This is a genomic window from Kitasatospora sp. NPDC001540 (genome assembly GCF_042894345.1).
GTDB classification, from domain to species: domain Bacteria; phylum Actinomycetota; class Actinomycetes; order Streptomycetales; family Streptomycetaceae; genus Kitasatospora; species Kitasatospora phosalacinea_C.
In genome coordinates this window covers 139042-156573 of the sequence record NZ_JBIAVO010000009.1, presented here as the reverse complement: position 1 = coordinate 156573, position 17532 = coordinate 139042, and the positions used below count along the sequence as shown (strand labels likewise).

At 74.7% G+C, this 17532-nt stretch carries 20 protein-coding genes; 9 read left to right on the top strand and 11 right to left on the bottom strand.

Annotated features, from left to right (window positions below; all coding sequences use genetic code 11):
- Positions 1-22: 22 nt before the first annotated feature.
- From ACFY00_RS14235 to ACFY00_RS14215, 5 genes are all read right to left on the bottom strand, one after another.
- On the bottom strand, positions 23-658 hold the full coding sequence (locus ACFY00_RS14235; RefSeq protein WP_388030969.1) for a hypothetical protein: 636 nt from the start codon (positions 656-658) through the stop codon (positions 23-25).
- Between the two features lie 96 nt (positions 659-754).
- A complete protein-coding gene (locus tag ACFY00_RS14230; RefSeq protein WP_388030967.1) occupies positions 755-1666 on the bottom strand; it encodes a DUF2797 domain-containing protein in 912 nt (303 codons plus the stop codon).
- A gap of 57 nt (positions 1667-1723) precedes the next feature.
- Complete coding sequence (locus ACFY00_RS14225) at positions 1724-2176, bottom strand: MarR family winged helix-turn-helix transcriptional regulator (protein WP_388030964.1); 453 nt, start codon at positions 2174-2176, stop codon at positions 1724-1726.
- Positions 2177-2281: 105 nt separating this feature from the next.
- Positions 2282-2680 (bottom strand): DUF3037 domain-containing protein, encoded by a 399-nt coding sequence (locus tag ACFY00_RS14220; protein ID WP_388030962.1) that lies wholly within the window; start codon positions 2678-2680, stop codon positions 2282-2284.
- Positions 2680-3435: a HipA family kinase gene (locus ACFY00_RS14215; RefSeq protein WP_388030960.1), complete on the bottom strand. Its 756-nt coding sequence runs from the start codon at positions 3433-3435 to the stop codon at positions 2680-2682. The genes ACFY00_RS14220 and ACFY00_RS14215 overlap by 1 nt, the downstream gene beginning before the upstream one ends.
- A gap of 154 nt (positions 3436-3589) precedes the next feature.
- Here ACFY00_RS14215 and ACFY00_RS14210 point away from each other — a divergent pair, with 154 nt between their 5' ends.
- Positions 3590-4948, top strand: a complete 1359-nt coding sequence (locus ACFY00_RS14210) for an NAD(P)/FAD-dependent oxidoreductase (protein WP_388030958.1) — start codon at positions 3590-3592, stop codon at positions 4946-4948.
- Positions 4949-5003: 55 nt separating this feature from the next.
- On the opposite strand, the gene ykgO is transcribed toward ACFY00_RS14210, so the two are convergent.
- The 3 genes from ykgO to ACFY00_RS14195 form a co-directional block, all read right to left on the bottom strand.
- On the bottom strand, positions 5004-5126 hold the full coding sequence (gene ykgO, locus ACFY00_RS14205; protein ID WP_111552099.1) for a type B 50S ribosomal protein L36: 123 nt from the start codon (positions 5124-5126) through the stop codon (positions 5004-5006).
- An 80-nt stretch (positions 5127-5206) separates the two neighbouring features.
- Complete coding sequence (locus ACFY00_RS14200; protein WP_388030954.1) at positions 5207-5557, bottom strand: hypothetical protein; 351 nt, start codon at positions 5555-5557, stop codon at positions 5207-5209.
- Between the two features lie 11 nt (positions 5558-5568).
- Positions 5569-6885, bottom strand: coding sequence for an aminotransferase class I/II-fold pyridoxal phosphate-dependent enzyme (locus tag ACFY00_RS14195; protein WP_388030952.1), 1317 nt, complete (start codon positions 6883-6885; stop codon positions 5569-5571).
- A 34-nt stretch (positions 6886-6919) separates the two neighbouring features.
- On the opposite strand from ACFY00_RS14195, the gene ACFY00_RS14190 reads away from it, so the two are divergent.
- From ACFY00_RS14190 to ACFY00_RS14165, 6 genes are all read left to right on the top strand, one after another.
- Positions 6920-7585, top strand: a complete 666-nt coding sequence (locus tag ACFY00_RS14190) for a pyridoxamine 5'-phosphate oxidase family protein (RefSeq protein ID WP_388030950.1) — start codon at positions 6920-6922, stop codon at positions 7583-7585.
- Positions 7579-8226, top strand: coding sequence for an FMN-binding negative transcriptional regulator (locus ACFY00_RS14185; protein WP_388030948.1), 648 nt, complete (start codon positions 7579-7581; stop codon positions 8224-8226). Before ACFY00_RS14190 ends, ACFY00_RS14185 begins: the two co-directional genes overlap by 7 nt.
- Before the next feature lie 112 nt (positions 8227-8338).
- The gene (locus ACFY00_RS14180) at positions 8339-9742 is read left to right on the top strand and encodes a sugar porter family MFS transporter (protein WP_388031100.1); all 1404 of its coding nucleotides are present in this window, start codon (positions 8339-8341) and stop codon (positions 9740-9742) included.
- Between the two features lie 149 nt (positions 9743-9891).
- Positions 9892-10587 carry a dienelactone hydrolase family protein gene (locus ACFY00_RS14175; protein WP_388030945.1) on the top strand — a complete coding sequence of 232 codons (696 nt, stop codon included), beginning with the start codon at positions 9892-9894 and terminating at the stop codon, positions 10585-10587.
- A 76-nt stretch (positions 10588-10663) separates the two neighbouring features.
- Positions 10664-11941: an MFS transporter gene (locus ACFY00_RS14170; RefSeq protein ID WP_388030943.1), complete on the top strand. Its 1278-nt coding sequence runs from the start codon at positions 10664-10666 to the stop codon at positions 11939-11941.
- 80 nt (positions 11942-12021) lie between these two features.
- Entirely contained in the window at positions 12022-12540 is a 519-nt protein-coding gene (locus ACFY00_RS14165; protein ID WP_388030942.1) for an HAD domain-containing protein, read from the top strand.
- A gap of 357 nt (positions 12541-12897) precedes the next feature.
- On the opposite strand, the gene ACFY00_RS14160 is transcribed toward ACFY00_RS14165, so the two are convergent.
- The 3 genes from ACFY00_RS14160 to ACFY00_RS14150 all read right to left on the bottom strand — a co-directional run bounded on the left by ACFY00_RS14160 (position 12898) and on the right by ACFY00_RS14150 (position 15749).
- On the bottom strand, positions 12898-13200 hold the full coding sequence (locus ACFY00_RS14160) for a hypothetical protein (RefSeq protein ID WP_388030939.1): 303 nt from the start codon (positions 13198-13200) through the stop codon (positions 12898-12900).
- Between the two features lie 113 nt (positions 13201-13313).
- Positions 13314-14102, bottom strand: a complete 789-nt coding sequence (locus tag ACFY00_RS14155; RefSeq protein WP_388030937.1) for a CPBP family intramembrane glutamic endopeptidase — start codon at positions 14100-14102, stop codon at positions 13314-13316.
- 147 nt (positions 14103-14249) lie between these two features.
- Entirely contained in the window at positions 14250-15749 is a 1500-nt protein-coding gene (locus ACFY00_RS14150) for a glutamate--cysteine ligase (protein WP_388030935.1), read from the bottom strand.
- Between the two features lie 370 nt (positions 15750-16119).
- Between ACFY00_RS14150 and ACFY00_RS14145 the strand changes: the two genes are divergently transcribed.
- Positions 16120-16914 (top strand): hypothetical protein, encoded by a 795-nt coding sequence (locus ACFY00_RS14145; protein ID WP_388030934.1) that lies wholly within the window; start codon positions 16120-16122, stop codon positions 16912-16914.
- 284 nt (positions 16915-17198) lie between these two features.
- Positions 17199-17390, top strand: coding sequence for a DUF5999 family protein (locus ACFY00_RS14140; protein WP_033251206.1), 192 nt, complete (start codon positions 17199-17201; stop codon positions 17388-17390).
- The last annotated feature ends 142 nt before the right edge of the window (positions 17391-17532 follow it).

The window sequence follows — 17532 nt, the reverse complement described above, 5'->3', positions numbered from 1 at the left end:
GCCCGGGCGGGGCGGGGCGGGCTCAGGGCGAGCCGTTGGTGAGCAGCAGGTGCAGGGTGCGGCCGCGGTGGGCGAGCGTGGCGGTGTCGCTGCCGCAGCCGTCGAAGTAGGTCGGCCACTGGTCCGGCGCGTCGTCGGGGTAGTGGGCGCAGCGCAGGAAGTCCGGGCCGACCGCGGCGAAGGACCAGGCCGGGCCGCCGCGGCTGCCGCAGCCGTCGCGGCCGTCCGGGCCGAGCAGTTCCCGGGCGAAGTCGCCGACCAGCCGTTCGGCCCGCGCCGCCGGGAGCCGGCGCTGGTACGGGCTCCACGCCTCGCGGAGCATCCAGCGCAGCCGGGCCAGGAATCCCGCGCGGTCGAGGGGTTCCGGCTCAGCGCGGAAGTCCCGGCGCAGGAGCGGGGGTTGGTGGGTCCGGTGGTCGTCCGTGAGGCGGTGCCAGCCGCGGCGGGCGTCGGCCCCGCGCAGCAGCGGATCGAACAGGTCGCCGCGCAGGAGGGCGGGCAGCGCGGCGGGGCCGTCCTGCGCGGTGAGGGGCGGGTCGCACTCCGCGGTGAGCAGCAGGGTGTTGCTGTTCATCGTGCGGTCGACGGCGGAGAGGAAGGCGTCGACGGCCGGGGGTTCGGGGGTCGGTGGCGGCGCGCTGAAGGTCCATGGGCCCATGCCGGGAGCCTCCCGGGCGGGCGGCCCCGGGTTCAACGGGTTTTCGGCGGGAGCGGCCCCGAGCGGCTTCGAGCGGCCCCGAGCGGCCCCGAGCGGCTAGAACAGGGTGTCCTGTTCGGCGGCGGGGCGGGCCCTGGGGAGCAGGGTCAGGCCCTCGCAGCCGGGGGCGTCGGGGGCGGGGTGCAGCGTCCAGCCGGTGAGCAGGCGGGTGTCGAGGAGCAGTGGGGGGCCGTCGGGGCGGTCGAGGAGGAGGTGACTGCCGATCGGGGGGCGCAGGCGGCCGGTCAGGCGGGCGCCGTCGGCGAGGGCCTTGACCTGCTGGTAGTGGTCGGGGGCGCCGTCGGTGAGGCCGAAGAGGTCGACCTGGTCGGTGACGGGGTGGTCGGGGAGCAGGGTCAGCTGGTCGTGCTCGGCGAGCAACCGGTGGGCGCGGGTGCGGGCGGCGGTGAGCGCGTCGTGCCGCTGCGCGGGGGCGGGCAGGCTCCACCAGGCCGGGTACTTGGCGGCGGCGGGGATCCGTTCGCGGGCCAGCCGGGCGTGGGCGAGGGCGAGTTCGGCGCGGCGGACGGCGGGCAGCGGGCCGTGGGCGATGAACGTCCAGGTGAGGGCGGCCTGTTCGAGCAGGCGGGCGGTGCCGCGGTCGGCGGCGGTGAGGCCGACCTTGAGCAGGTCGGGGGCGAACCAGGCGAGGTAGAGGCGGTAGGCGCGGCCGTCGTCGAGGATGCGGTCGCGGGCGAGCTGCAGGCCGCGGTCGGCGTTCTGGCAGCTCGGGCACTGGCTGAGGGTGCCCTCGGCGGGGACGGTGGCGCGGTGCGGGCAGGGGCGGTGGCCGCGCTCGGTGTGCGCGCCGGTGCAGCGGCGCGGGCCGGTGATCCGCCAGGCGACGGGGGTGCCGTCGGCGAGCGGACGGGTGTGGCGCTCGCGGCCGTCGGTGGCGGTGAGGTGGGGCGCGCCGCCTTGCCAGCGCAGCCCCGTGGCGGTCCATCCGTTGCCCTGGTCCTGGTGCATCCGGTGAGCGTACGGCACGCCACGGACGGTCACGGGCTCGCGGCCTCGGTCACGGCCTCACGGGCGCAGCAGCAGCGGCAGGACCTGGTCGCAGAGCCCGGCGAGGGCGGCGCGCTGCTCGGGGGCGAGGCTGTCGAAGGCGGCGCGGGCGCGGGTCATGTCGGCGCGGATCAGGTCCAGGACGTCGCGGCCGGGCCCGGTGATGGTGACGATCTTGACCCGGCGGTCGGTGGCGGCGGCCTCGCGGCGGGCGTAGCCGAGCGCCTCGAGGCGGTCGACGATGCCGGTGACGTTGGAGGCGTCGCAGCCGAGCCGTCCGGCCAGGGCGCGCATCGGGACGGGTTCGAGGACGGCCTTGAGGGCCTTGGCCTGCGAGGAGTTGAGGCCGTGGCGGGCCGCGGCGACGGCGAAGTCCTGGAAGTAGGCGGTGCCGACGGCCGCGATCCGTTCCATGAGTTCGGTGCTGGAGGGTGCGGTGGCGGCGGTGTCGCTGCCTGTGCTGCTGGCCATGGCGGTCAGGGTACGCCCATTCGTTTCAGTGTCTCCAGTATTGAGACCGACAAGTAGTTCGCCGATCCGGTGGACGCTCCGTGCCCGACCGCCCGGCCGGGCCGCTCAGAGCACCAGACGGTCGAACAGGTGGTGGAGTTCCGCGGCCGGGTCGGCGGTCAGCCCGGTGTGCACCGGCCCGGGCTGGACGACGGCGCTGCGCGGGGCGGTGAGCCAGCGGAAGCGCTGCCCGGCGCTGTCCCGGGCGGCCGGACCGGCGGCCTCGCCGCCCGCGCAGACCGCCTCGACGCCGCGCAGCGCGCGCCGCACGCCCGCGACGTCGGCCAGCGCGTCCAGGGCCAGCAGCCGTCCCTGGTCGAGGTGGGTGCGGGCGCCCAGGTACTCGGCGGTGCGGCAGTACAGCAGGACGCCGATGTTGACGCACTCGCCGCGCTCGACCCGGGGGACGGCCCGGATCAGCGCGTACTCGTAGTCGTGGCGGGGCTGTTCGTGGACGGGCTCCATCAGGACGCCACCTCCGGGAGCCAGTCGCGGGGCCCGGCGAGGCGGGCGGTGAGCTGTGCGGTGTAGGCGGCGCGGACGTCCTCGGGGGTGTCGAAGCCGGGTTCGTCGGCCAGCCAGACGTCCGGGACGGCGGCGACCGCGGCGGGCAGCGCCCGCTCGGCGAGGGCGGCGAGTTCGGCGTCGACGGCCCCCAGGTGGCCGGCGGCGTGCCGCAGCGCGTGGTCGGAGGCGTCGTAGGGCTTGCGGCGCCACTTCTCGGCGCCCGGCCAGCTGTGGTGGAAGATCAGGCTGGCGCCGTGGTCGATCAGTCGCAGTCCGCCGGCCGCGACCAGCAGGTTGGGGTTGCGCCAGGAGCGGTCGACGTTGCCGATCAGCGCGTCGAACCAGAGCACCCGGGCGGCGAAGTCGTCCTCCACCTCGAAGCAGAGCGGGTCGAAGTTCAGCGCCCCGGAGACGTACGCCATGCCGAGGTTGGTGCCGCCGCTGGCCCGCATCTGGTCCTGGATCTGCACCTCGGGCTCGCTGCGGGCCAGGACCGGGTCCAGGTCGACCAGGGCGAGTTCGGGCACCGGCAGGCCGAGCCGGCGGCCGAGTTCACCCGCCAGCACCTCGGCCACCAGCGCCTTGCGGCCCTGGGCCGCACCGACCCACTTCAGGACGTACAGGCGGCGGTCGTCGGCCTCGATCAGGCCCGGCATCGAACCGCCTTCGCGCAGCGGCGTCGCGTAGCGGACGGCCGTCACCTCGGAGAGCATCCGGACAGCCTAGCGGCCCCGTCGGGGGCATGGCCGCGCGCCGGGCGGGCAGGCGCCCGGCAGCCCGTTGGAGATGCACCCGCCGTTACCCCGTGCGAGTGTGGCCAACAGTCGTCCTTGCCACTCACGGACCTGCACACAGTAGGGGATGAAGATGGAACGACCTCGGATCCTGATCGTCGGCGGCGGCTTCGCCGGACTGGAGTGCGCGCGCCGCCTGGAGCGCAAGCTCGCCCCCTCCGAGGCGGAGATCTCCCTGGTCACGCCGTTCTCGTACCAGCTGTACCTGCCGCTGCTGCCGCACGTCGCGGCCGGGGTGCTGACCCCGCAGTCGGTGGCGATCTCGCTGCGGCGCTCGCTGCGGCGCACCCACATCGTGCCGGGCGGGGCGATCGGCATCGATCCGCGGTCGAAGGTCGCCGTGGTCCGCAAGATCACCGACGAGGTGGTGGCGGTCAAGTACGACTACCTGGTGCTCGCGCCGGGCAGCGTCACCCGGACCTTCGACATCCCCGGCCTGCCGGACTACGCGCGCGGCATGAAGACGCTCGCCGAGGCCACCTACATCCGCGACCACGTGATCGCCCAGCTGGACCTGGCGTCCGCCTCGATGGACGAGAACGAGCGGGCCTCCCGGCTGCAGTTCGTGGTGGTCGGCGGCGGGTACGCGGGCACCGAGACCGCGGCCTGCCTGCAGCGGCTGACCACGGCGGCGGTCAAGCGCTACCCGCGGCTGGACCCGCAGCTGATCAAGTGGCACCTGATCGACATCGCGCCGAAGCTGATGCCCGAACTGGGCGACAAGCTCGGCACCACCGCGATGGAGATCCTGCGCGGGCGCGGCGTGGACGTGTCGCTGGGCGTGTCGGTCGCCGAGGTCGGACCGGAGACGGTCAAGTTCACCGACGGGCGCAGCCTGCCGTGCCGCACCCTGATCTGGACGGCCGGCGTGGCCGCCTCCCCGCTGGTCGGCACGCTGGACGCGGAGACGGTGCGCGGGCGCCTCGCGGTGACGGCGGAGATGCGGGTGCCGCAGTTCGAGGGCGTGTTCGCGCTCGGCGACGCGGCCGCGGTGCCGGACCTGGCCAAGGGCGACGGGGCGGTCTGCCCGCCGACCGCGCAGCACTCGGCCCGGCAGGGCAAGAAGGTCGCCGACAACCTGGTCGCGGCGCTGCGCAACCAGCCGCTGCAGCCGTACTTCCACAAGGACCTGGGGCTGGTCGTCGACCTCGGCGGCAAGGACGCGGTCTCCAAGCCGCTGGGCGTGGAGCTGCACGGCGCGCCCGCCCAGGCGGTGGCCCGCGGCTACCACGTGATGGCGATGCGCACCAACGCCGCGAAGTACCGCACGGCGGCGAACTGGCTGCTCAACGCCACCGCGGGCGACGACTTCGTCCGCACCGGCTTCCTGGCCCGCCAGCCCGCCCGGCTGCGCGACTTCGAGTACACCGACGCGTACCTGTCCCGCGACCAGGTCCGCGAGCACGCGCAGGCGCTGCTGGCCAAGGGCTGAGACGCGCCGGGCCCCCGACCGGATCGCCTATCCGGTCGGGGGCCCTCGCGCGCGGTCAGCCCTGGCGGGCCTTGAAGCGCGGGTCCCTGCGGTTGATCACGAAGGTGCGCCCGCGACGGCGGACCACCTGCGCGCCGGGCTTGGCCTTCAGGGAGCGGAGCGAGTTTCGGACGCGCATGACGGGTCCTTCCTGGTCGGTGCCACTGCGGGCTCCAACCGGAACGGGCCGTCCGCTATTCCTCGCGGACATGACAGCCGTCAGAGGTCGTACGGGTACAGCTCGGCGCGGACGCACGGGACGGCGACCTCGATCCGGCCGGGCGGGGCGGCCAGGTCGAGCAGGGTCAGGCTGTCGCCGATCCGCAACTCCCCCGCGCCGTCGAACTCGCCGACCAGCAGCAGGAGTTCGCCCTCGGTGCGGACGGCGGGCGCGGCCCCGGGAGCCGGGCGGACGGTGGCGTGCTCCTCGTCGATCGTCCACTCGACGCGGTACGCGCCGGGCGGGGCGGCCGGGTCGCCGCGCCAGCGGGCGAGGGCCGGGCCGTACGGGGTGCGGACCTCGGCGAGCGGGGGTTCGCCGGGGCGCAGGCGCTCCAGGTGGACCAGCACGGGCGGCCTCCTCAGGTCAGCCGGGAGCCGGTGGCGGGGGCGGCCAGGACGGCGGCGAGGTCGGCGGCCAGCTCGGGGGCCTCGGCCGGGTCGAGGGTGGAGACGGTGATCCGGATGCCGGGCGGGGAGGCGAGGCGGAACCGGGAGCCGGGGGCGGTGACCCAGCCGCGGTGCAGCATCGCGGCGGTGGTGGCGGTCTCGTCGGGGACAGGCACCCAGACGTTGAGACCGCTGGCGCCGTGGGCGCGGATGCCGTGCGCGGCGAGGGCGGTCAGCAGGGCCTCGCGCCGGGCCCGGTAGACGGGGGCGGGGGCGGGCGGGCGGCGGCGCAGTTCGAGGACGGTGCGCTGCAGCAGGTGGCTGACCCATCCGGCGTCCAGGCGCTGGCGGCCCAGGACGCGGGAGATCGTGTCGGCGTCGCCGACGCAGACGGCGACCCGCAGATCGGGGCCGAGCGCCTTGGCGGCGGAGCGCACCAGCGCCCAGTGCCTGACGGTGCCGTCGGCCAGCGACCGGAAGGGCTGGTCGACCATGCCGTGGCCGTGGTCGTCCTCGATCAGGACGGCCCCGGGCCGCTCGGTCAGGACCGCGCGCAGGGCGGCGGCGCGGGCGGGGGTGAGGGCGGCGCCGGTGGGGTTCTGGGCGCGGCTGGTGACGACCAGGGCGCGGGCGCCGTGGTCGAGGGCGGCGGCGACGGGGGCGGGCAGCGGGCCCTGGTCGTCGACCGGGACGGGGGCGGGGCGCAGCCCGAGGGCGGGCAGCAGGTCGAGCAGGCTGCCCCAGCCCGGGTCCTCGACGGCGACGGTGTCGCCGGGGCGCAGGTGGGCCGACAGGACGCGCGCGATGGAGTCCAACGCGCCGGAGCAGACCGCGAGTTCACCCTCGGGGACGCCGTCGGCGCGGAACTCGGCGCGGTAGTCGGCGAGCAGTTCGGGCTCGGCCACGGGGTGCCCGTACAGGACGGTGGGGCCGGCGGCTGCGGCGGCCAGGGCGGGGCCGAGCGGGGGGAGCAGGGCCGGGTCGGGGTTGCCCGCCGAGACGTCCCGCGCGCCGGAGGGGACGGGCAGCCGGGCCTGGTCCCGCGGGGCGGTGACGGGGCGGGGACGGACCCGGCTGCCGCGCCGCCCGGCGGTCTCGATGACGCCGCGTTCGCGCAGCAGGCGGTAGGCGGCGGCCACCGTGTTGGGGTTGACGCCGAGCTCGCCGGCCAGCTCGCGCAGCGGGGGCAGGGCCGCCCCGGGGGCCAACTCCCCCGCGGCGACCGCGCGTTCGACGTCGGCGGCAATGTCGCTGGCCCGCCGACCGGTGATCCGATAGTCTCCTAGCACAAAGCAGATTATGCACTAGTACAGAGGAGTTGTCATGTCGGACAGTCCCGGCGCGTCGTACACCCGCGACGACCTCACCACCCCGACCCGCTCCAAGGAGCGCGCCGCCTGGGACGAAGCGGCCGTGCACGCGATCCTCGACGCCGGCTACCTCTGCCACCTCGGCTTCGTCCGCGACGGCGCCCCGGTGGTGCTGCCCACCCTGTACGCCCGGGTCGGCCGGGTGCTGTACGTGCACGGCTCCACCGGCAGCCGCCCGCTGCGCGGGGCGAAGGACGAACCGGGCCTGCCGGTGTGCGTGACGGTCACCCACGTGGACGGGCTGGTGCTGGCCAAGTCCGCCTTCCACCACTCGGTCAACTACCGCTCGGTGGTGGCCCACGGCACCGCGCACCAGGTCACCGACCCCGCCGAGCTGCGCCTGGCGCTGGACGCGATCGTCGACCAGGTGGTGCCGGGCCGCTCGGCCGACTGCCGCCCCGGCAACGCCAAGGAGCTGGCCGCCACCGCGGTGATCCGGCTGGAGCTGGACCGGGTCTCGGCGAAGACCCGCACCGGCGGCGTCAACGACGAGGAGGAGGACCTCGCCCTGCCGTACTGGGCGGGCGTCGTCCCCGTCGCCCCCGCGTACGGCGCGCCGCTGCCCGCCCCGCACACCGAGGTCGGGCCCCCCGCGTACCTGCCGGGGCAGCCGTGCTGATCCGGGGGTGGGACCGCGGCGCGGAACAGGAGTGGCACCAGTGGCTGGCCGCGGGCCGGGACTTCGGCACGCTGGCGGCCAACGGGCCCGACGGCCCGGTGCTCACCCCCACGCACTTCCTGCTGGACGCCGAGGCGGGCGAGGTGCTGCTGCACCTGTCCGCCGCCAACCCGCTGCTGGCCGCGGTGCGCGCCGACCCGCACGTGACGCTGGCCGTCACCGACGACTACGCCTTCGCCCCCGGCCGCTGGCGCGGCGCCCCGTACACCCCGACCAGCTACTACGCCTCCGTGCAATTCTCCTGCACCGCCGAACTGGTCGAGGACCCGGCCCGGAAGGCCGCGCTGCTCAACCGGCAACTGGCGCACTTCCAGCCCGAGCAGCCCGCGGACCGGGTGGAGCCCGGAGACGTCTACTGGGCGCAGCTGACCGCGATCCGGGGGCTGCGGCTGGCGGTGCACCGGGTGCGGGCGAAGTTCAAGTACGACGACAAGAAGCCGGTCGAGCTCCAGGGCGAGGTCGCCGATCGGCTGGCCGCGCGGCACGCGGCCACCGGGAACCCGCAGGACTCGGGCGCCCGGGCGCAACTGTTGCGGCGGATGGCCCTGCGGACGGGCCCCGCTGACCGTTCGTCGGACTGACAGTTGATCGTCTGCGGGCGTGTCGGACGCGGACGGCGGGGTAGCCGCTGGTCGAATTACCTCCGGAGATTTCCGTCCCAAACGGGACGGATCGTCATGTAGGGAGAGACCACTGGCTACCCACGCCGCCCCCAGGGACGAACACCTCGGCCACGTGGTGTTCATCTCCGCCGCCGCCGCGATGGGCGGATTCCTGTTCGGCTACGACAGTGCGGTGATCAACGGCGCGGTCACCGGCATCCAGAAGCACTTCGACGTCGGCAACGGCGAGACCGCGTTCGTGGTCGCCATCGCCCTGCTCGGCTCGGCGGCCGGCGCCGTGGTGGCCGGCTGGCTGGCCGACCACTACGGCCGGGTGCGCACCATGCTGCTGGCCGCCGTGCTGTTCGCGATCAGCGGCGTCGGATCGATGTTCCCGCCCAGCATCGAGGTGCTCGGCGTGTGGCGCGTGCTCGGCGGCATCGCCATCGGCATCGCCTCGGTGATCGCCCCCACCTACATCGCCGAGGTCGCGCCCACCGCGTACCGGGGCCGACTGGCCTCCTTCCAGCAGATGGCCATCGTGCTCGGCATCACCGTCTCGCAGCTCGCCAACTGGGCGCTCAACCAGGCCGCCGGGGGCGAGTCCACCAACCACCTGGCGGGCGTCCAGGCCTGGCAGTGGATGCTCGGCGTCGAGGCCGTGCCCGCCGTCGTCTACGGGCTGATGGCGCTGTCCATCCCCGAGTCGCCGCGGTACCTGATCAGCGACGGGCGCGAGGCGCAGGCCCGCAAGGTGCTGGCCGAGGTCGAGGGCGCGCACGTCGACCTGGACGCCCGGGTCGCCGAGATCCGCCAGGTGCTGAACACCGAGCACAAGCCCCGCCTGAAGGACCTGCTGGGCGGACGCTTCGGGCTGCTGCCGATCGTCTGGATCGGCATCGGTGCCTCGGTGTTCCAGCAGTTCGTCGGCATCAACGTGATCTTCTACTACTCCTCGTTCCTGTGGCAGTCGGTCGGCATCGACGAGTCCAACTCGCTGCTGATCTCGCTCTCCACCTCGATCGTCAACGTGGTCGGCACCGTGGTCGCGATGCTGCTGGTCGACCGGATCGGCCGCAAGCCGCTGGCGCTGGCCGGCTCCGCGGGCATGGCCCTCTCGCTCGGCCTCGCCGCCTGGGCCTTCTCCTTCCGGCACGGCACCGGCGACAGCGCGACCCTGGCCGACTCGTACGCCACCGTGGCGCTCGTCGCCGCGCACGTCTTCGTGTTCTGCTTCGCCTTCTCCTGGGGCGTGGTGGTCTGGGTGCTGCTGGGCGAGATGTTCCCCAACCGGATCCGGGCGCTGGCCCTGTCGGTGGCCGCCTCCGCGCAGTGGATCGCCAACTGGGCCATCACCGTCACCTTCCCCAACCTCTCCGACTGGAACCTGTCGGCGACGTACGTCATCTACGCCTGCTTCGCGCTGCTGTCCATCCCGTTCGTCGCCTTCTGCATCAAGGAGACCAAGGGCAAGTCCCTGGAGGAGATGGGCTGAACGAGGGGCGACGGTACGTCAGGAGGCGGGTGGCGGACGTGGATTCCGCCACCCGCCGCGCATAGAGTGCGCCCCGATCACCAGTCGAACCCGCTGCCCGCCGCGAGCCGCCCCAGGCTGCCGCGCGCGGCCGTCCCGACGGAGAGGCCATGGGCGCCGCCCGCCAGAACACCAGCTTCCCCGGACCCGGTTCCGGGAGCACCTTGCACGGCTACCTCGCCCGGCCGCCCGCCGGGACCGGCCCCGGCGTCCTCGTCGTCCAGGAGTGGTGGGGCCTCACCCGGCACGTCGCCGACCTCACCGACCGCCTCGCCGCGGCCGGCTTCACCGCCCTCGCCCCCGACCTGTACGGCGGCACCGTCACCCACGACCGGGCCGAGGCCGCCCGGATGAAACGCGAACTCCCCGTCGAACGGGCCACCGCGCAACTCACCGCCGCCGTCCGGTACCTGCTCGACGACCCGGCCACCGTCGGCGACGCGATCGGCGCGATCGGCCTCTGCATGGGCGGCGGCCTGGCCCTGCGCCTCGCCGTCCAGGAGGGCGACCGCATCGCCGCGGTCGTCCCCTTCTACGGGCTCCCCGACGAGGACTACCGCTACGACGGCCTCACCGCCCACGTCCTCGGCCACTACGGCGAACAGGACGCCTCCCTCCCCGCCGAGGTCGTCGACGAGGCCGCCAGCCGCATCGGCGAGGCGACGGGGCGCCGCCCCGAGATCCACTTCTACCCGGCCGGGCACGCCTTCCTCAACGACGAGAAGACCCCCAGCGCGTACGACCCGCTGCAGGCCGAGATCGCCTGGCGGCGCACGCTCAGCTTCCTGTGGGGGCACCTGGGCTGACACCTGCCCCCGGCGGGCCGGGGCAGAGGGGGAAAAGCGCTGGACAGCGGGGGTGTGGCAGGTCCATGGTCGGGCGGTGACGTTCCTCGATCCGGCCTGGGCGGGCCGTAACTATCGCGTTCAGACCGCGGCGACGGTGGTGAGCGGGCTCGGCAACGCCGCGGCTCCGATCGCCACCGCGTTCGCCGTCCTGCACTCCGATCCGCGCTGGGGCAGCGCCGAGGTGGGGTACGTGACCGCGGCGCGGACGGTGCCGTTGGTGGTGCTGCTGCTGGTGGGGGGCGCGGTTGCGGACCGGTTGCCGCGGCACCTGGTGATGGTGGGGGCGAACCTGTTCAACGCCGGTTCGCAGGGGGTGCTGGCGGCGCTGGTGCTGTTCGGGCACCCGAGCCTGTGGGCGTTGACGGCGCTCTCGGCGGCGGGCGGGGCGGGGCAGGCGTTCTACGCGCCGGCCGCGGAGGGGGTGATCCTGCAGGCGGTGCCGGCCGAGCACGCCGCGAAGGCGTTCTCGGTGTTCAAGATGGCGATGAACGGCGCGTCGATCGCGGGTGCGGCGCTCGGCGGCGTACTGGTCGCGGTGGTCGGCCCCGGCTGGGTGCTGGCGGCCGACGCGGCGTGCTTCGCGGTCGCGGCGGCCCTGCGCGTCGGCCTGGAGCCCGCGGGCCCCGGGCGGGGCCCGGCGCGCCCCGGGCTGGCGCACGAACTGCTGGTCGGCTGGCGGGAGTTCACCGCCCGGCGGTGGCTGTGGGCGATCGTGGTGCAGTTCGGCCTGATGAACGCGTGCGTGCTCGCCGTGGAGGCGGTATACGGGCCGGTGGTGGCCGAGGACCGGATGGGCGGCGCCGGGGCGTGGGGCGTGGCGATGGCCGCGCTGAGCGTCGGCATGGTGGTGGCGGGCCCGCTGATGACGCGCTGGCAGCCGCGTCGGCTGCTGCTGGTGGGCAACGGCGGGGTGTTCCTGTTCGGGCTGCCGCCGCTGGCACTCGCGCTGGGCTGGCCGCTGCTGCCCGTGGCGCTGGCGATGTTCCTGGCGGGCGTGGGCACCACGGTGTTCGTGGTGGGCTGGATGGTGACGCTGCAGCAGGAGATCCCGGAGGAACTGCTGTCGCGGATGTCGGCGTACGACTCGTTCGGCTCGTTCGCGCTGCTGCCGCTGGGCAGCGCGCTGGCCGGTCCGGCGGCGGACGCGTTCGGGCTCTCCGGGGCGCTGTGGGGCTGCGCGCTGATCTGCGCGGCGCTGGCCGGGCTGGTGCTGCTGGTGCCGGAGGTGCGGCACCTGGAGCGCGCCGTCCCGGAGGCGCGGGCGGGGTCACGGGCCGGGGCGGCGGAGGCGGAGGCCGTCACTTCCGGGTGACAGCCGCTGACAGCTTGCAACCTCCCGGCCCCCGGGCTCGTCCGACCAGGTAACTGGCCGCGACCGGGAGGGACCGCCGCATGGACAAGCCACTGCTGTACCTCGACGTCGACGGGGTGCTGAACCCGGTGTTCCCGCACCCCGACGACGACTTCGACGCGCACACCCTGCTGGGCTACTCGGTGCTGCTGTCGGCGCGCCACGGCGACTGGCTGCGCGAACTGGCCGACCACTACGAACTGGTGTGGGCCACCACGTGGGAGGAGCGCGCCAACGAGCACATCGGCCCGCTGCTCGGCCTGCCCGAGCTGCCGGTGGTGGTGTTCAGCGGCTACGTGCCGCAGCCCGACGACCCGCGGGTACCGCTGATGGAGCTGTTCTCGGCCGCCAAGTGGGCGCCGCTGCTGCGACACGCGCAGGGCCGCCCGTTCGCCTGGGTGGACGACTGCATCCCGCCGCGCCTGGTGCGGCGCAGCGTCCTGCGGACGGACCGGCTGCTGCTGCCGGTCGACCCGGCGCAGGGGCTGCAGCGCGAGCACGTGGACCGGCTGCTGCGACGGCCGCCCTCGCGGGCCCGGCTGAACCCGTGGGCCTGCTGAGGGCCGTCCCGCCCGCGGGCCTCCGAGCGGTGCGGGGCCCGGTCGGTCGGCTGCGCGTGCAGGGGTGCGCGCGGCCCGGACGGCCGCCTCGGAACGGGATGCGGAGCACCGGCCAGGCCCGGTCGTCCAGGAGGACCTCGGACAGGGCGTCCGTGTCCGCGCCGTCGTCGCCGAACCGCTCGGGCTCCGGCCGGGCCCCGTCCGGGGTGAACCGGCACATGGCCAGCAGGTGGTGCGACCAGAACCCGGCGCGCTCGAGCAGCCGCTCACCCGCGACCAGCGGCCCGTGGTCGTATCCCTCGATCAGCACGCACCGGAGTGTCTCGGACCCCGTCGGCACGCGAGCGGCCGGGCCGGTCACTCCTCGGGGCGGGTGGGGGAGGTGCGCAGCGGGGCGGGCAGGGGGACGGTGTGGTCGGAGATCTCGACCCAGACCCGCTGCCAGCGGGCGGTCTCGGTGTGGCCGTAGCGGTCGCCGAGCGCGAGGACGCGCAGCATGGCGAGCGTCTGGGTCTGGTCGGGCTGTTCGGTGACCCGGACGGAGAGCCGGGTGGCGCCGTGGCGGGTGCGGTCGACGACGGGCGGGCGGCCGGTGAGTTTGTGCAGGGCGTCCGCGATCAGGCGTACCCGTGCGCCGTGCGGGCCCGGCAGTCCGTCCATCTCGCGCTCCCCCGTCGTGCGTACCCCGCCACCGCGGCTGTCGGGGGTCAGCCTACCGCCGTCCGGTGACGGGGAGTCAGCGCGGAGCGGTCGCGGCGGCGGCCCCGGCCGGGTCAGGGCAGCCAGCTGACGTGCCCCGCCAGCAGGGCGTAGCCGACGAAGGCGGTGGTGTCGATCAGGGCGTGCGCGGCGACCAGCGGGCCGACCCGCTGCCAGCGGCGGTAGAGCAGGCAGAAGACCACGCCCATCACCATGTTGCCGACCAGTCCGCCGACGCCCTGGTAGAGGTGGTACGAGCCGCGCAGCACCGCGCTGGCGGCCACCGCCGCGGGCCAGCTCCAGCCGATCTGCTGCAGGCGGCGCAGCAGGTAGCCGACCACGACGACCTCCTCCAGGATGGCGTTCTGCCAGGCGGAGGCGACCAGGACGGGGATCCGCCACCAGACGTCGGGCAGGCCGGAGGGGGCGACGGTGAGGTTGACGCCCGCGGCCTGGGCCCCCAGGTAGAGGGCGAGGCCGGAACCGCCGATGCAGGCGGCGACCAGTGCGCCGCGGCCGAGGTCGGAGAGCTTGTGGCGCAGGTCGAAGCCCAGCGCCCGCAGCGAGGCGCCCTCCCGGACGAGCAGGTAGCCGACCAGGACGACCGGCATCAGGCCGCGGGCCACGGAGTAGAGCTGCCAGGCCAGGTCGAGCCAGGGGCGGCCGGGGGCGCGGGAGGCGTTGAGGGTCGCGACCTGGCTGCCGAGGTCGGCGTGCTCGGTGAGCGAGCCGACGAAACTGATCAGCGAACTGACGCCGCTGGCACCGAGGGAGAGGCCGAGGACGATCAGCAGCTCGACGGCGAGGAGCCGTCGCGAAGGGGCCTTGGGGGTGGTGGCGGGCTCGGCCGAGGCGGTGGTCACGGGTCTCCCGGGGGCGGACGATCGGCCCGGGGCCGTGCTGCTGCCCCGGGCCGATCATCCTTTCACAGGAAGATGAGCCTTCCGTGAAGCGCCGTGGCCGGTGCCCGCTCGGGAGGGGGACGGGGACGGGCGGGGGCGGGCGGGGAGTCAGTCGAGCGGCCAGGTGTGGACGGGTTCGCCGGTGCGCATGCACTCGATGTAGCGGCGGGTCATGGCGGCGATCGCCTCGTTCGGGCCGAGGTTGTGGTGTTCGCGCAGGCGGTGGACGGTGGCGGCCTGCCAGGCGGCGCCGTTGGTGCGGCGGAGGCAGCGCTGTTCGATGATGCCGAGGTAGCGGTCCCGGTCTCGGGCTTCGATGCCCCATTCGTCCAGGCCCTGGTGGGCGAGCGGGAGGAGTTCGTTCAGGACCAGGTCGGTGGCCGGGAGTTCGACCTGGCCGCGGGCGCCGCGGCCGCTGCGGGGCCACCACTGGACGGCGTCGATGCCGTGGCGGGCGCCGTTCTGGAAGTTCCGGTCGGCCAGCTCGAAGGGGAGCCTGGTCCAGATCGGGCGGGACTGTTCGGCGAGGACGCGGACCAGGCCGTAGTAGAAGGCGGCGTTGGCGAGGGTGTCGACCACGGTCGGGCCTGCGGGCAGGCAGCGGTTCTCCACCCGCAGGTGCGCGACGCCGTCGGCGACGTCGTACACGGGGCGGTTCCAGCGGTAGATGGTGCCGTTGTGCAGGCGCATCTCGCCGAGCCGGGGGACGCCGCCGGAGGAGAGCACCTTGACCGGGTCCTCGTCGTCGCAGATCGGCAGCAGCGCCGGGAAGTAGCGCAGGTTCTCGGCGAACAGGTCGAGCGCGGAGTCGACCCAGCGCTCCCCGAACCAGGTGATGGGGCGCACGCCCTGCGCCTTGAGCTCGGCCGAACGGGTGTCGCAGGCCTGCTGGAACAGCACCGGGCGGGTCTCGCGCCACAGCTCGCGGCCGAACAGGAACGGGGAGTTGGCGCCGAGCGCGAGCTGGACGCCGCAGATCGCCTGGGCGGCGTTCCAGACCGAGGCGAAGCGGGCCGGGGTGACCTGCAGGTGCAGTTGCAGGGAGGTGGCGGCGGCCTCGGCGACCATCGAGACCGAGTCGACGGCGAGGCGTTCCACCCCGTCGATGTCGAGCGCGATGTCCTCGCCGCGGGCGGCCAGGATCTGGTCGCTGAGCAGGCTGTAGCGGTCGTTGCGGCTCATCGCGTCCAGCCCGGCGTGCTGGAGGTCGAGGGTGGGCAGGATGCCGACCATCACGATCCGGGCGCCCGCGGCGGCGGCCCGCCGGTCGGCGTAGCGCAGGCCGGTGTCGAGCTCCTCCCGGAGGTCCTCGAAGACGTGTCCGCCCAGGCGGCGGGGGGCGACGTTGACCTCGATGTTGAACCGGCCGAGCTCGGTCTGGAAGTCGGCGGAGGAGATCGCGTCCAGCACCTGTTCGTTGCGGAGCACCGGCAGGCCCTGCTCGTCGGCCAGGTTCAGTTCGATCTCCAGGCCCATCATGGCCCGGGGGCGGTCGAACCGCTCCTCCCTGAGCATCCGCTCCAGTACGTCCAGACAGGACTGGAGCTTGCGGCGGTACAGCTGCCGGTCGGCCAGCTCCGCCCGCGTCGCCACGACCTTCTCGCCCACGGGTGCCTTCCCTCCCCTCGGTCGACAGTGCCCCAGCATCATGCCCAGCTCGAAGATCGATAGCCCGGGCGGCGGAACAGCCGTGCGGGACAGTGTTTCTGACGGATGATCAGCCATTCCTCAACTTGTGTCGCGCAACGGAACGTGATATGAAGGTCACCCTGCGCACCTGTTCGAATGGAATTCGCACGCAGCTCAGGCCCGGTCAGGGCCGTCCGAGACACCCACGATGCCGAGGGGCCCTCGTCGACGACCCGCCCACCACACTCGGCGCCATGCACAACCGGACACGGCCAGACCTCACCTCGCGTCGGCGCCATGCCGGTATGCCGCACGGCACGCCGATCTCGCACGGAGAGGCGACCCAGCCATGACCCTGCACCTGTCCCAGCCCCCGGCCGGCGCACTGCGCGCCGTCCTCCGCGCCCTCGCTCCCGAGGCGGAGCTCCCGCCGTCCTCGGCCAGCGTCCTGCGCCATAGCGTCGACCGCCCCCGGCCGCTGCTCGCCCTGCCCGTCCACGCCCTGCACGGCCCCGCGCCCCGGCTGGCCGGCGCCGACTGCACGGGCTGGCGCTTCCTGCTGAGCGAGACCGCCCCCGGGGAGGCCGCGCCCACCGCGCCCGCCCCCTGCGGGCACGGCGACTGCGCCGCCGGAGCGGGCCGACCGGGCGCACAGGCCCCGGGCGCGCCGGGCGCGGCCGAGCCACGGGGGGAGCGGGGGCGGGAGCGCGCGCCACTGACCGTCGGCGAGTTCACCGAGGACGGGCTGGACGGGGTGGTGGCCGCCGCCGAGGTGGTCGACGGCCCGGCCGGACCGGCCTTCTCCCACCTGACCGCGGGCCCGTTCCTGGACTCCACCGTGCGCGCCCTGCGCCAGGCCTGGCAGCTGACCCACGGCACGCCCGGGCGGTACGAGCCCCGGCTGCTGTCGCTGCCCGAGCACTACGCCTCGGCGCTGTGGCTGCACGGCGCCCAGCCCGGGGAGGACCTGCTCGTCCCGCTGGCCCCCGCCCCGCTCGGGGTGGCGGCCCACCAGGTGCTGCCCGCCGCCGAACTGCTGGCCCGGCTGGAGCGCTCCCCCGCGGCCCCGGCCCGGGGCGCGGCCGCCACCGTCGCCGTCGCCGCTGCTGCCGCCGCCGCACAGTCGAGCGCGCTGATCGGCTGACCGGTCGGGCCGGTCCGACCGATCGGCGCACCACCCGGACGGGCCATGGCGCACTGATCTGATCGGATCAGTGCGCCATGGCCCGTCTGTGCGCGGATCGGACCGCCTCCCGCCCGGTCGGGTGATCTCGCACGCTCTTCTGTGGCGCATGTCACCAAATGGCTGCGCGAGCGCCTGCGGAGTCGGACACTGGTGACGGTCGGGCGGAGGACCAATCGTCCTACCCGGCTGACGCCGGTTCACACCTGATCCGGTGCAGAATTTCAGCGAAGCGAGGTACAAGGATGTGCCAGCACCGAACCGAGTGTCCGTCCGCCGAATCGGCTGACCGCGAAGCGGCCGTCCCGGTCGCGCGCCACCCCGAACAGGGCTGGAGCCTGCTGTGCAACGGCGTGCTGCTGTTCGACGACACCGGTGAGCTGCTGCCGGACGGCCGGGTGATCGCCCCGCGCCGGAGCCTGCTGATCGCCGCCTGACCACGCCCCGCTGTCCGCCGTCCCGGCACCGCGCCCCCCCCCCCCGGGGCGCCCCCCCCCCGGGGGGGGCCCGGGGGGGCCCGCGGGGCGGCCGGGCCCCCCCGGCCGGCGCCCCCCGGGGCGCGGGGGGGGGGGGGGGGCC

Excerpts from the sequence above, each read along its gene's own strand:
- ACFY00_RS14235 (WP_388030969.1), bottom strand. The coding sequence starts at position 658 with ATGGGCCCATGGACCTTCAGCGCGCCGCCACCGACCCCCGAACCCCCG.
- ACFY00_RS14230 (WP_388030967.1), bottom strand. The coding sequence starts at position 1,666 with ATGCACCAGGACCAGGGCAACGGATGGACCGCCACGGGGCTGCGCTGG.
- ACFY00_RS14225 (WP_388030964.1), bottom strand. The coding sequence starts at position 2,176 with ATGGCCAGCAGCACAGGCAGCGACACCGCCGCCACCGCACCCTCCAGC.
- ACFY00_RS14220 (WP_388030962.1), bottom strand. The coding sequence starts at position 2,680 with ATGGAGCCCGTCCACGAACAGCCCCGCCACGACTACGAGTACGCGCTG.
- ACFY00_RS14215 (WP_388030960.1), bottom strand. The coding sequence starts at position 3,435 with ATGCTCTCCGAGGTGACGGCCGTCCGCTACGCGACGCCGCTGCGCGAA.
- ACFY00_RS14210 (WP_388030958.1), top strand. The coding sequence starts at position 3,590 with ATGGAACGACCTCGGATCCTGATCGTCGGCGGCGGCTTCGCCGGACTG.
- ykgO (WP_111552099.1), bottom strand. The coding sequence starts at position 5,126 with ATGCGCGTCCGAAACTCGCTCCGCTCCCTGAAGGCCAAGCCCGGCGCG.
- ACFY00_RS14190 (WP_388030950.1), top strand. The coding sequence starts at position 6,920 with ATGTCGGACAGTCCCGGCGCGTCGTACACCCGCGACGACCTCACCACC.
- ACFY00_RS14175 (WP_388030945.1), top strand. The coding sequence starts at position 9,892 with ATGGGCGCCGCCCGCCAGAACACCAGCTTCCCCGGACCCGGTTCCGGG.
- ACFY00_RS14165 (WP_388030942.1), top strand. The coding sequence starts at position 12,022 with ATGGACAAGCCACTGCTGTACCTCGACGTCGACGGGGTGCTGAACCCG.
- ACFY00_RS14160 (WP_388030939.1), bottom strand. The coding sequence starts at position 13,200 with ATGGACGGACTGCCGGGCCCGCACGGCGCACGGGTACGCCTGATCGCG.
- ACFY00_RS14145 (WP_388030934.1), top strand. The coding sequence starts at position 16,120 with ATGACCCTGCACCTGTCCCAGCCCCCGGCCGGCGCACTGCGCGCCGTC.
- ACFY00_RS14140 (WP_033251206.1), top strand. The coding sequence starts at position 17,199 with ATGTGCCAGCACCGAACCGAGTGTCCGTCCGCCGAATCGGCTGACCGC.